This window comes from Pseudoalteromonas sp. S558 (genome assembly GCF_005886635.1).
Taxonomy (GTDB): domain Bacteria; phylum Pseudomonadota; class Gammaproteobacteria; order Enterobacterales; family Alteromonadaceae; genus Pseudoalteromonas; species Pseudoalteromonas aliena.
Map to the genome: position 1 here is coordinate 1 of NZ_PNDU01000370.1, position 12,820 is coordinate 12,820.

Annotated in this window: 12 protein-coding genes; 6 read left to right on the plus strand and 6 right to left on the minus strand. The window is 39.3% G+C overall.

Going from position 1 to position 12,820, the window contains the following annotated elements; translation table 11 throughout:
- Positions 1-270: 270 nt before the first annotated feature.
- From CWB66_RS19480 to CWB66_RS19490, 3 genes are all read right to left on the minus strand, one after another.
- Positions 271-783 carry an RNA methyltransferase gene (locus CWB66_RS19480; RefSeq protein ID WP_138586653.1) on the minus strand — a complete coding sequence of 171 codons (513 nt, stop codon included), beginning with the start codon at positions 781-783 and terminating at the stop codon, positions 271-273.
- Positions 783-1,295, minus strand: coding sequence for a YcgN family cysteine cluster protein (locus tag CWB66_RS19485; RefSeq protein WP_138586654.1), 513 nt, complete (start codon positions 1,293-1,295; stop codon positions 783-785). Before CWB66_RS19485 ends, CWB66_RS19480 begins: the two co-directional genes overlap by 1 nt.
- A gap of 97 nt (positions 1,296-1,392) precedes the next feature.
- Positions 1,393-3,234: a DUF885 domain-containing protein gene (locus tag CWB66_RS19490; protein ID WP_138586655.1), complete on the minus strand. Its 1,842-nt coding sequence runs from the start codon at positions 3,232-3,234 to the stop codon at positions 1,393-1,395.
- 154 nt (positions 3,235-3,388) lie between these two features.
- On the opposite strand from CWB66_RS19490, the gene CWB66_RS19495 reads away from it, so the two are divergent.
- Positions 3,389-4,666, plus strand: a complete 1,278-nt coding sequence (locus CWB66_RS19495) for a Xaa-Pro dipeptidase (protein ID WP_138586656.1) — start codon at positions 3,389-3,391, stop codon at positions 4,664-4,666.
- Positions 4,667-4,919: 253 nt separating this feature from the next.
- The gene (locus CWB66_RS19500; protein ID WP_138586657.1) at positions 4,920-7,337 is read left to right on the plus strand and encodes a TonB-dependent receptor; all 2,418 of its coding nucleotides are present in this window, start codon (positions 4,920-4,922) and stop codon (positions 7,335-7,337) included.
- Positions 7,338-7,436: 99 nt separating this feature from the next.
- Here the strand turns inward: CWB66_RS19500 and adhP are convergent, their stop codons facing one another.
- On the minus strand, positions 7,437-8,447 hold the full coding sequence (gene adhP, locus CWB66_RS19505; RefSeq protein ID WP_138586658.1) for an alcohol dehydrogenase AdhP: 1,011 nt from the start codon (positions 8,445-8,447) through the stop codon (positions 7,437-7,439).
- Positions 8,448-8,646: 199 nt separating this feature from the next.
- Here adhP and CWB66_RS19510 point away from each other — a divergent pair, with 199 nt between their 5' ends.
- Positions 8,647-9,192 (plus strand): GbsR/MarR family transcriptional regulator, encoded by a 546-nt coding sequence (locus CWB66_RS19510; RefSeq protein ID WP_138586659.1) that lies wholly within the window; start codon positions 8,647-8,649, stop codon positions 9,190-9,192.
- A gap of 40 nt (positions 9,193-9,232) precedes the next feature.
- Here CWB66_RS19510 and CWB66_RS19515 read toward each other — a convergent pair whose 3' ends face one another.
- Both CWB66_RS19515 and CWB66_RS19520 read right to left on the minus strand, forming a co-directional pair.
- Complete coding sequence (locus CWB66_RS19515; protein ID WP_138586660.1) at positions 9,233-10,249, minus strand: lytic murein transglycosylase; 1,017 nt, start codon at positions 10,247-10,249, stop codon at positions 9,233-9,235.
- Entirely contained in the window at positions 10,242-10,523 is a 282-nt protein-coding gene (locus CWB66_RS19520; RefSeq protein WP_138586661.1) for a YcgL domain-containing protein, read from the minus strand. The genes CWB66_RS19515 and CWB66_RS19520 overlap by 8 nt, the downstream gene beginning before the upstream one ends.
- A 155-nt stretch (positions 10,524-10,678) precedes the next feature.
- Between CWB66_RS19520 and minC the strand changes: the two genes are divergently transcribed.
- From minC to minE, 3 genes are read left to right on the plus strand one after another with little or no spacing between them, the layout of a single operon-like run.
- A complete protein-coding gene (gene minC, locus CWB66_RS19525; RefSeq protein WP_138586662.1) occupies positions 10,679-11,383 on the plus strand; it encodes a septum site-determining protein MinC in 705 nt (234 codons plus the stop codon).
- 5 nt (positions 11,384-11,388) lie between these two features.
- Complete coding sequence (gene minD / locus CWB66_RS19530) at positions 11,389-12,198, plus strand: septum site-determining protein MinD (protein ID WP_077535291.1); 810 nt, start codon at positions 11,389-11,391, stop codon at positions 12,196-12,198.
- Position 12,199: 1 nt separating this feature from the next.
- Entirely contained in the window at positions 12,200-12,463 is a 264-nt protein-coding gene (gene minE / locus CWB66_RS19535) for a cell division topological specificity factor MinE (protein WP_007377619.1), read from the plus strand.
- The last annotated feature ends 357 nt before the right edge of the window (positions 12,464-12,820 follow it).

Below are 12,820 nucleotides of genomic sequence, written 5' to 3' on the forward strand. Positions count from 1 at the left end.
AGCGCCTAGGGCGTGTTGACCTTTGTGGATTGAAATTTGTTCAATCTAGGGGCGATTTAATCGCGGCGCGAGGTTTGTAACCTAGTGGGCTAAGTAAAAACCGAGCAAAGCTTCCGCGTCCTGCTCACGCCCCTTACCTACATCCATTTAGGCAACAAAGAGTTAATCGTCCCTAAAAACAACCCAAAGGGCAGCGCATGTTTAACCTCGAAAGATAAACAGATATAGCCTTTGTGTTTAACAGAAACGAAGGGAAAGAGCTAATACGCCCTACTTTTTTTGCCATTTCATTTTGTTATTGGTATCACGGGAGCTAATAATAGTTGTGTCGCAACTTTCAACGCCGCCTAATTTAGCTAAGCGATCATATAAAACAACATTGCAGGTAGCAGCTAAGTTCATGCAGCCGATAGTCGGAATATAAACCACTTCATCGCACCACTTTAAAACCTCTTTGGGGATAGAGCCATCTTCAGGGCCAAATACATAAAATGCGTTTTTAGGATGCACAAAATCAGGCAGCGGTGTAGCACCTTCAATTAGCTCAATAACAACAACTGTTGCACCCTTTGGCTTCACTTTTTCTAAACTATCCGTTTCAGTTAAAGGGATACGCTCAACCACATTTTTTGTATCGGTATGAAATTTTTTAGCGTTTAAATAACGATTACCTGTAAAAAAAACTTGGCTCGCGTTGTAACACCCTGCAGCACGAAGTACACCGCCAACATTAGTAGGGCTTTTTGGATTAATTAAACCAATTACAGCTTGTTGTTTGCTCATTAATCAGCGTCCTTTGTAGGCCACTCTGCAATGTATAAATCAAAATCATCGAGTTTTACGTCGCAATCTTTTACTGTTTTATCTTTTACAGAAATACCTAATTGATGCATCTTCGTTTTATCACCACTGTTTAATAGCGGATGCCAAGAAGCCAAGCCGCGACCTTCGTGTAAGCGTCGGTAACTACAGCTTTGAGGCATAAAGAAAATGTCTTTTAGGTTTTCTTTGGTAAGTTTTACACAAGAAGGTACAAGGGTTTGGCGGTTTTCGTACTCGCTACAACCACACGTGTTGTTATCCAGGTACTGGCACACAATATTAGTAAATATTAATTGCTCGCCTTCACGTAGTTGATCGGTTGCAGTAAATTCGTCTTCATCTTCACTATCAATAAAGGTATTTAAACAACATTTACCGCACCCATCACAAATGGCTTCCCATTCGTTTTGGCTCATGTCGCTTAAGCTTTTTTTAAGCCAAAATTGTGTATTTGCTAATTGTTGATCAAACATAGTTTACTCGCGCCCCCTAAAGAGCGCGCATTCTAACGTATTGCTGCAAATGGCGCAAAGCCAATACCCTTTAAAAATACTATCTTTGCGCTACAAATTAGCGTTGGGATTTAACCCAACGCTTAATTTTTTCTTCTAAAATTGGCATCGGCAATGCCCCATCGATTAATATTTGTGTATGAAACGCTTTAATATCAAACTGATCACCGAGCTCTTTTTTACAGTATTCACGCAGATCTTGAATTTTAAACTGCCCTAACTTATAAGAAAGTGCTTGCCCAGGCCATGCGATATAACGTTCCACTTCAGCAACGACGTCGCTTTTTGCCATAGACGAATTAGCAAGCATGTAGTCAATCCCCTGCTGACGCGTCCACCCTTTTGCATGAAAACCGGTATCAAGCACTAAACGCATAGCACGTAATTGCTCATCAGATAAACGGCCATACCACATATAAGGGTCGGTAAATAAACCAAGCTCTTTACCAAGACTTTCAGCGTACAGAGCCCAGCCTTCAGCAAATACGGTGTAACCACCAAATTTTCTGAAATTAGGTAAACCTTCTATTTCTTGCTGTAGCGCAATTTGAAAGTGGTGTCCTGGGGCAGCTTCATGAATCGATAAAGTTTCGAGTAAAAATTTAGGCTGTGCTTTTAAGTTAAAGGTATTGATATAAAAAATACCTGGACGAGAGCCATCTGGTGCGGGAGATGAGTAAGATGCCCCTGCAGCCGACTGTGCTCGGTATGCTTCAACCGGCTTCACTACATAAGGTGCTTTTGGGGCGACATCGAACAATAAGGGGACACGTGCATCTATCTTTTTCTTAACGTTTTCGTACGCTGCAACAAGTTCATCCGCTGTATCAAAGTAAAACTCATCTGAATCTCGTAAGTGAATAAAAAATGCAGCTAAGTCATCTTTAAAACCGACTGTCTCTTTTACTTTTTTCATTTCACTTAAAATACGCGACACTTCACTCAAACCAATTTCATGAATTTCGTCAGCGGATAAGCTCAGTGTGGTATTTTTTTTAATTTTGTGTTCGTACCATGCCTTTCCATTTGGTAAATCGCTATAGCCTACTGTTTCTCGGCTATTAGGAATATATTGCTCAACTAAGAACTGACTCATGCTGTTATAGGCAGGTACTAAACGCTGCATAATTAGCTCACGATATTGTGCGGTAATATCTTCTTTTTGCTGTGCACTGAACGATTCTGGTAGGTTTTTAATTGGCCCCCAAAATAACGAATCCTCGGCTTTTGTCACAACATGCGCTTTAAACTGTGGGGCAAGTTTTTGTGCAAGAGGTTTAGGCAACACCACCCCTAACTCAATGCCTTGAGCCATTGATTTCTCAACACTTGCTAGCCACTTAATAAAACCATCGCTACGGGTTAGAAAATGAAGATAGTCATCGGGCGTTTTAAATGGCTGTGCACTTTGTCCTGAGCCAAAGCCCGCATAGGTATTATGTGCGCCCGACATTTGATTAATAGGCAATAAATAATCAGGGAATTGCATACCTTCTAGCTTCAATGCTAAATCACGATTTAATATTTCGTAACTTAATAATGCTTGCCCGCTTAGCTGAGCTTGATCAATATATGCTAATCGTTGTTGATATTTTTTATAAAAAGCCGCTTTTTTATCACGATTGTGTTGTGAGATTTCAGCAGTAAATTTATCGTTAAATTCACTACGACCATTATAGGTTGCGCTGATTGGGCTAAATGTAAGAGACTCATCGTAATATTGTGCAACAAGCACATCAAGTTGTTGCTGGGCAGAAAGTTCTGAAATAATACTTGCTGGATCGTTTGTTGTAGTTGGCGCAGTACTGTTACTAGCACTTGCGTTAAGCTCTGTATTAATGCAACCAGTTAATGTAAACATTACACCGCTGGCTACTAAAGCTAATTTAATTAATTTCATGATAATCCTTTTAAAATTTGCCCGCTGATTATGAGCATTAATAGTGACTAAATAAAGAAATTACGACAGATTACGTTCATCGCTATTTATTTGCTCTTTTAATTAAGCTTGGTACAGTCAAGGAAGTTCCTACTTTCTCTATAAGAAGAATAAAATGAAAAAACACCTGCTCTCAGCTTCTATAACATTATTGTGTTTAACGAGCTTAAATGTGCACGCCGTAACTTATGTATCGGCAAAAGCCATGCTAGATGTAGAAAACGGTACGTTAATACAATCGCCATTAATTACCATTGATAATGGCATGATCATATCCATAGAAAGCAATAAAAAACCAACGCTCACCAAAACAGATAAGTTAATTGATTTACCAGCGCTAACGCTACTTCCGGGTTTAATGGATATGCATGTGCATTTAACAAGCGATCCTACGGTTCCTCGCAGTGAACGTTTAGGGCAGTCAGTGCCACGTATGGCGATTAAGGCCGCTCATTTTGCAAAAAAAACACTCGAAGCCGGATTTACAACGGTGCGTAATGTTGGCGCTGAAGGTTATAGTGTAATAGCAGTACGTGATGGTATAAATGCGGGTGATATTGTTGGCCCACGTATTTGGGCTGCAGGACCAGCACTGGGCATTACAGGTGGGCATTGTGATAACAACCGCCTTCCGCCAGAACTTAAATATACATCAACAGGTATAGCAGATGGCCCTTGGGCTGCACGTATAAAAGTGCGTGAGAACATAAAGTATGGTGCAAATGCGATTAAGTTTTGTGCCACGGGTGGTGTGTTTTCAAAAGGCACTAAAGTAGGCGTACAGCAATATTCTTTTGAAGAAATGAAAGCCATTGTCGATGAAGCTCACATGCGAGATTTACCCGTAGCCGCGCATGCACACGGAACAAGCGGAATAAAAACGGCTATTAAAGCAGGCGTTGATAGTGTTGAACACGCCAGCTTTTTAGACGACGAAGCAATAGCGCTTGCAAAAAAGCACGGTACTTGGCTCTCTATGGACATTTACAATACCGAATACACGCTGAGCTTTGGTGAGCAAAACGGCGTTGACGAAGAAAACCTCAATAAAGAACGCCAAGTATCTAAAAAACAACGCGATAGCTTTAGCCGTGCGATTAAAGCCGGCGTTAAAATGGTGTTTGGCACCGATGCTGCAATTTATCCCCATGGTGATAACGCAAAGCAATTTTCACGTATGGTTGAATTTGGCATGACTGAGCTGCAGGCAATCCAAGCATCAACGATTAATAGCGCGAAACTATTAAAAATGGACGATCAGTTAGGACAAATTAAAATAGGCTTTGCCGCAGATTTAATTGCTGTAAAAGGCAACCCATTAAAAGACATCGCCTTATTAGAGCAAATTCCTTTTGTAATGAAAGCAGGCATTATTTATAAAGAAAATAAATAATAAAATAAAGGCGGTGTACTCTTAGTGCACGCCTTTATTATTTTTAAAGCCAGGTGTTTACTCTCTCTTACATACATCTCAATTTAAACTAAATGTTAACTAGTTTAAATTAAAGTTGCTAAAAAACAGTTTAAAGCTCAAAGATCAATCAAACAGTTCTAGTTTAGAAAAATAATTGAACTTTTTATTCACTTTAAAAATAATAACCATTATCATTCGCGCAAACTTGTTAAATGCGAATAATTATCACCCCATGAAAAAATTTAAATACTCACTACTTACCCTTGCATGCTTAAATGCACAGGCAGCTATTGCAGTTACCACAGCGGAAGAAGACATTGAACGTATAAGCGTGTACGAAAAACAAAACCGCGTTGTTATGAGTTCGGGACTTGCGACTAAATCTGACATGTCGTTAATGGAAACGCCAGCACCGGTTGTGATTATTGACCGAGAACTAATTGAATCTCAAGGCGTTGACAATTTACAAGATTTAGTAAGAAACGTGAGTGGCTTAACACAAGCTGGAAACAACTACGGCATTGGTGATAATTTAATCGTTCGTGGTTTAGGCGCTAACTACACCTACGATGGCATGTATGGTGGTGCAGGACTTGGCAACACATTTAACCCTACGCGTTCGTTGACCAATGTGGACTCTGTCGAAATATTAAAAGGCCCTGCAACGGGTTTATACGGTATGGGCAGTGCCGGTGGCGTCATTAATTTAATAGAAAAAAAACCTGAGTTTAACGAAAATCACAAAGTGGCTGTCGAGCTTGGTCAGTGGGATAGTTATGCACTGTCTGTTGATAGCACAAATGCGATTACCGAAGATTTAGCGTACCGTGTTGTTGCTAAAACAGCATCAAGCAATGGCTTTCGTGATTTAAAAGAAAACCGTGATGAAATTTTTACGTCATTAAAATATGTATTTAGTGATAAGCAAAACATCATGCTTTCAGCTGCATACATTAAAGATGCGATTGCGGTTGACTCTATCGGTCACCCTATTCGTATATTCAACTCTGCGTCGGTAAATGGTCTAACAGCAGGAGAAGTAACTGGTGCCGATTTAGTAAATGATGCCACATCAGCAGGTTTACAACTCAATGAATCACAACGCGACCAATTAGCAAGTTCGTTATCTGCATCAGATGGCTTAACGCCTTATAGCTTTGGCACAAACGGTATTATTTCACCGATGGCTAAAGATAACGAAGGTGAAGAACTGCGTTTTAAATTAACGCATAACTATTACATTACCGACGATTTGTTTTTAAATCAGCAGTTACAATATCGTAATTACACATCAAGTTTTGCACGCCAAACAGGTGCTTATAACTATGTATATTGGGATCGTAGAGGGGTAATTAATCAAGATCCAAGAGCGCCATTAGTGGTTGACGATGTACTTTACCCTTTTGCAGCTCGCCGACAAGAATATCGTCAAGTTGAAGCGGATGAAAAGTCGTGGCAATATTTTGCTGATTTACGCTATGACTTTATGTTGGGCGGCGTAGACAATGAGCTACTTTTAAACGCAAATTATGAAGATCGTGATATCCGCTTTGAGCAATATTCAATTTACGATAAAGACTATATTATTAGAGATAAAAACAAAGCAATTAGTTACCAGGGTAAGCTTCCGTACATTTTTGATATTAGAAACCCAAACTGGCCAACAGGTAACTTTGAAGATTACGATCCACTTAAAACAAGTAATTACAATAAAAAAGTACAAGCATGGGGCTTAGGTATTCAACATGTAGCGTATATAAATGATCAATTTACTACGCGTATTGGTGCGGCTTATAACCAAATTAAACAAAGCTATGAACACCTTGGCGTTGATGCGCGTTATAGACAGAGCCTTGCAGCACCTAAGCCTAAAGCGAATACCTCTGACGGAGGTTTGACGTATAACTTAGGCGCAACATATCAACCTAATGAAGACCTATCTATTTTTGTCAACCACTCGAAAGGCCGGACGGCTTATAGTGTTTTAGGCACAGTGACAGGTAACGAAGCCGACCGAAAAGATTCTGAATCATTAAGTAATGATTTAGGGGTTCGTTTCAAGGCATTTGATGATCAATTACTTGCCTCAGTTGTTATATTTGAAAGCGCTCGTACAAACCTACAATACAGTAACCCACTGTATGAAGCTGGCGTATCAGCCCCGAATGTCAGCGAAAACTTTTTTGACGGTAAAGAAGAGACCAAAGGTATTGAGCTTGATTTAAACGCGTACTTAAACGATAAGTGGAAAATCAACTTAAACAGTGTTTACCAAGATGCCCGCGACAAAAAGAATCCAAATAGCAGCAGCTACGATACGCGTCAAAAAGGCGTACCGTATGTAACAGCAAGTACGTGGGTGACTTACTACGCGAATATGTTTGACTTACCTCAAGCGATAAATATTAGCGGCGGTGTGTCATATGTTGCACAGCGTAGCACTAACTCAACATCATTTGGTATTCCTGATGGTTATGTACCAGGTTACATACTTTACGATACCGCTGTTTCGTACACTACAGACAAATGGCATATACAATTAAACCTAAATAACCTGTTTAATAAAAAGTATTATTCAAAAGCAATGTTTCTAGGTGGTATGCCTGGGGAAGAGCGCAATGCGAAGCTAAGCTTTAGTTATACACTTTAATAGTTTAAACAATTAAAAAGCACGGTATGCTAATTCAGACACCGTGCTTTTTTGTATGTAAAAAGACTTATACCAATCTGCTTATATATGGGTCTAATATTAAATCGTAACTACTATGCGACCATTAATTTCACCTTTGATCATATCGTCAAAAATTTCATTAATATCCTCTAAGCATTTTTCTTCAATAATTGCTTTAACTTTGCCCTGTGCAGCAAACTCTAAACATTCTTGTAAATCTTTACGAGTACCAACAATAGAGCCAACTACCGAGACTCCATTAAGCACGGTATCAAAAATAGGCAACGGCATATCCTCTGGAGGTAACCCCACTAATACACATTTACCACCACGGCGTACACTCTTATAAGCTTGTTCAAACCCCGCTTTTGATACCGCAGTACACACAACGCCGTGCGCGCCACCTACTTGCTCAAAGATAGCGTCGCTCGGAACCACCTCTTTAAAATCGAGTGTTATATCGGCACCGAGTTCTTTAGCGAGCGCGAGCTTTTCTTTGCCGGTATCAACGGCTATAACGTTAAAGCCCATCGCTTTGGCATATTGCACAGCTAAGTGCCCAAGCCCGCCCACACCAACAATAGCAACCCATTGGCCTGGTTTCGCATCTGATACTTTTAATGCTTTATACGTTGTAACGCCTGCGCAAAATAGCGGTGCAGCTTCAGAAAACCCAAGTTCATCGGGTATTTTTATAACGTAGTCTCCGTGCGCTAAACAATATTCTGCATAGCTGCCATCAATAGAGTAACCAGTATTATGCTGCGATAAGCAGAGTGTTTCTTTACCATCGAGACAAAATTCACAGTGCCCACAAGCACTGTATAACCAAGGAATACCAACTCTATCCCCAACTTTAAGATGCTTTATATTACAGCCTAGTTTTTCAATAACCCCAACACCTTCATGGCCTGGTACTAATGGCATTTTTGGTTTAACGGGCCAATCACCATGACACGCGTGTAAATCTGTATGACAAACACCGCAGGCTGCTATTTTTACGAGTACATCATTAACACCCACCTCAGGAATAGGCAAATCTGTGATTTCTAATTTACCTTTAAATTCATTATTTATTGCAGCTTTCATAATCATTCCATCCTGTGTAAGAAATAGTAAAAAACATGTATTCGTCACTTTTTTACAACATAACTTAACCTAGAGCGATACACGTTAATCTAAATCAAACTTTAGTAATAAATAATGTATTTAAGGGACGCTAAGATCTTGCTATCCAAAATCAGCGTGCTAGCATTTAGTTTCTGAAATTATTGAAAGTTAATAAGCTATGAGTTTATCCGAAAAGAATTTTGCCTTTGTAATGCATTGTGGTGAAATGGGCAGCCGCTGGGGGTTCAATCGCACAATCGGGCAAATGTGTGGCTTGCTGATTATCACTAAAAACCCAATGACAGCCAATGAAATTGCCGACGCATTAAGTATTTCGCGTGGGAATGTGAGTATGGGTATTAAAGAATTACAATCGTGGCAGCTAATTAGAGTACAGCATATTCCAGGCGATCGAAAAGAATACTACGCCCCGGCGGGTGATATTTGGGATATGGCCAATCGTGTATTTGAAGAGCGAAAAAAACGAGAAATAGAGCCTACACTTACTTTACTGCGCGACAATTTATTAGACAAAGCTATCAATGACGACGAAATTTATGCTCAAAAGCAAATGGGCGAAATTCATAACCTACTTGAAACCGTGACCAAATGGTCATCCGAACTACAACGCTTAACGCCTGAGCAGCTTAATAAACTGATGAAGCTTGGATCAGGAATTGGTAAAGTTATTGACTTAAAAGATAAAATATTTAAAAAAGAATAAAGCCGCCACTGCGGCTTTATTTATTCATGCATTTAAATAATTAAATTTTTGGGTAAGCAATTTTATCTGATAAATAACCTACGCTGGTTGCAAAGTAATAAGAGCGATTCCAATGCATAAACACTTTGTAATTATCGTAGGCTAGATACATGCGGCCATTAATGTCATCAGGCATAACAAGTGCAGCACGCACATTAACATTGGGTAGGTCGCGCCCATCCGCTCTGCGAACACCTAAGGCTTGCCAATCGGCTAATGAACGCTCAGAATCATTCCAGTATTCTAGCCATTGTTTACGTGTTTTTGTGCCACGCACCAAAATATATTTACTATCAAAATTGTCAGGCAATTGAACTTGGCGGCCCCATGTAAGAGAATCGTTCCAACCTTCTTGCTTTAAATAATTAGCAATTGAAGCAAACGCATCTTCTTTTGTGGTCCAAATATCTTTGCGGCCATCATTATTGTAATCAACCGCATAGGCATTAAATGAGGTAGGCATAAATTGCGTTTGCCCCATAGCACCAGCCCAAGAGCCTTTAAATTTATCTAATGTAATATGACCTGATTTTAAAATATCGAGTGCTGCCCATAGCTGGCGTTTATAAAGCGCTTCTCGGCGACCATCGAATGCAAGCGTAACAAGCGATGAAATTACATTGTGCCCGCCTTGTATTGCACCAAAGTTACTCTCAAGACCCCAAAGTGCCACGATAAAACGTGCCTGTACACCATACTCTTTAGCAACTTGTTCAAGTATGTCTTTATTTTCAGCATACAGCTTTCGTGCACGATCAATTTTCCACTGCGGTACACGTTTAGGTAAATAGGTTTTTAGTGTTTCTTTTACTTCAGGCTGATTTTTATCAGCTGACACTACTTTTTCTTTGTATGTTGCTGTTGCAAACGCGTCATCTATAAGTTTGGCTTCATAGCCTTTTGCAATAGCTTCTTGTTTTAAATTAGTTATATAGTCTTTAAATTCAGCTTGTGTTTTTGCCATTACAGATGAGCTTAGGCACAGTCCACATAATACGACTACCAGTTTTTTAATCACTATCGGCTCCATTTTGTTTTCGTAGTTCACTTAACAGATTTTGTTCAGGTGGGGGAAGTTGTAAATAATAGCCCTGATCAGTTAATGCACTTTTAACTGTTTCTAAATCAGACCCCCCTAAATGGTGACGCTTTGCTAAGTTGATGATCATTACATAATGAGGTTGACCGAACGTAGCCATTAAAGGTTCAGGTACTTTGCTAAAATCATCTCTTTTTTCGACAAATAAGAAAGTATCCGCTTTTTTCTTACTTTTATATACTGCAGTGAGCATTATGGCCCTATAAATTCTTGCTTAACAATGCTGCACACTATAACATGAGAGTAATAATAAGTTAAAAATATTAGATTATAAATTTCAATAAAGGCCTTATTCAGCCTGCGTTTATCTAAAATTATTTTCTGATCAGACAATTCAATTGAGCGTGTATGTCAGACCAAATTTTTGAGCTAAAAGGAAATCTTTTTACGTTATCAGTTTTACATCTTTATAGTACTGATATAAACCTATTAGCAGAACAACTGTATATCAAAATTGCCCAGGCCCCTAAATTTTTTGAGGGTGCGCCTATCGTTGTCAATTTAATTGAGATAAAAAACAGTACTCTTGATTTTGTACATTTAAAGTCATTAATAGAACGTATGAGTTTTAATGCTGTTGGTGTGTGTAATGGCTCCGACGAGCAACATGCACAAGCTAAAGCAGCGGGCCTGTCTGTATTAAATTATTCACAGGATGTTAAGAGTGAACCTGTTAAACAGGAGCTTAATACATCAATTGTCGAAAAAAATGTAATATTACCGGCACAAATTATTAACGGTACAGTGCGTTCTGGTCAGCAAGTATATGCAAAAGACAGGGACCTCATTGTATTGGGTGCGGTAAGTCATGGTGCGGAAGTAATCGCCGATGGCAATGTACACATATATGGAACCCTTCGTGGACGAGCGATTGCCGGCGCGAAAGGATTAAAAAACGCACACATTTTTTGTCAACGATTAGAAGCAGAACTTGTTTCTATAAATGGCAATTACTGGATCAGTGATTCGCTTCAAGGTGAACACTGGGGAAATGCTGTGCAAATACAACAAAAAAATGATTCATTAGAAATTTCAGCTTTGGTTAAAGGATAAATCTCATGGCAAAAGTAATTGTCGTTACCTCGGGTAAAGGCGGTGTTGGTAAAACAACATCAAGTGCTGCAATTGGCACCGGCTTAGCGTTAAAAGGCTATAAAACAGTTATTATCGACTTTGATATTGGTTTACGTAACTTAGATTTAATTATGGGTTGTGAACGCCGTGTGGTTTATGATTTTGTGAATGTGATTAACGGTGAAGCAAAGCTTAACCAAGCACTGATTAAAGACAAACGAGTGGATAAGTTATTTTTACTTCCCGCTTCGCAAACACGCGATAAAGACGCACTAACACGTGAAGGTGTAGAGCGTGTTTTAAACGAGCTCAAAGAAGACTTTGACTATATTGTATGTGACTCACCAGCGGGTATCGAAGCTGGTGCAATGATGGCAATGTACTTTGCGGATGAAGCAATTGTAACAACTAATCCAGAAGTATCGTCGGTGCGAGATTCAGACCGCATTTTAGGCATTCTACACAGTAAATCAAAACGCGCTGAAGAAGGCCTAGAAAATATTAAAGAGCATTTACTATTAACACGCTACAACCCTGAGCGTGTTGCTAAAGGTGAAATGCTGTCGGTTGAAGACGTGCAAGATATTTTAGCAATAGATTTATTAGGTGTGATCCCTGAATCACAAGCGGTACTAAGTGCATCTAACTCAGGCCAACCCGTTATTCTCGATAGTGAGTCTGACGCAGGGCAAGCTTATGCAGATGCCATTAATCGCTTACTCGGTGAAACCGTCGATTTTCGCTTCTTAGATGTAGAGAAAAAAGGCTTATTTAAACGGATTTTTGGAGGTTAACGTGTCTTTACTTGACTACTTCCGCTCAGAAAAGAAAAATAGTGCGTCATTAGCAAAAGAGCGATTGCAGATCATTGTCGCGCACGAGCGTTCTCAACGAGGTACGCCGGATTACTTACCACAATTAAAACAAGATATTTTAGATGTGATCCGTAAATACGTGAACGTAAGTAGCGATGCAGTACAGGTACAGTTCGATCAGAACGAAGATGATTTAGCCGTACTTGAACTAAACGTTACGTTACCCGATGAAGAAAAAAAATAATTAAAAAACGGACGCTCTAAGCGTCCGTTTTTATTGAAGCTATTTAAAGCTTCAACCATTAAATATGTTGCTAAAAATAACACCCCTGACGATACCCCCTGCCTTAATAATATTAATCTATAGTAATACTTAATCAATTTGATGGCTTAATACAGCAGCACAATAAAAAACTGAAAATAAAAAAAGACCAAAAACGTTAGTTTCTGATCTTTTGTCTGTCAAAATTAATTTTCTCTAGCCAGAAATTTTCAGTCAAAACAAGGCGAATTTACGCATTAATAGCGGGCCTATTGTAAGTAAATTCAACGTAGTTAGCGCTGAAAACAGCTGATCGAGAAAGATTTATTATCCAGAATT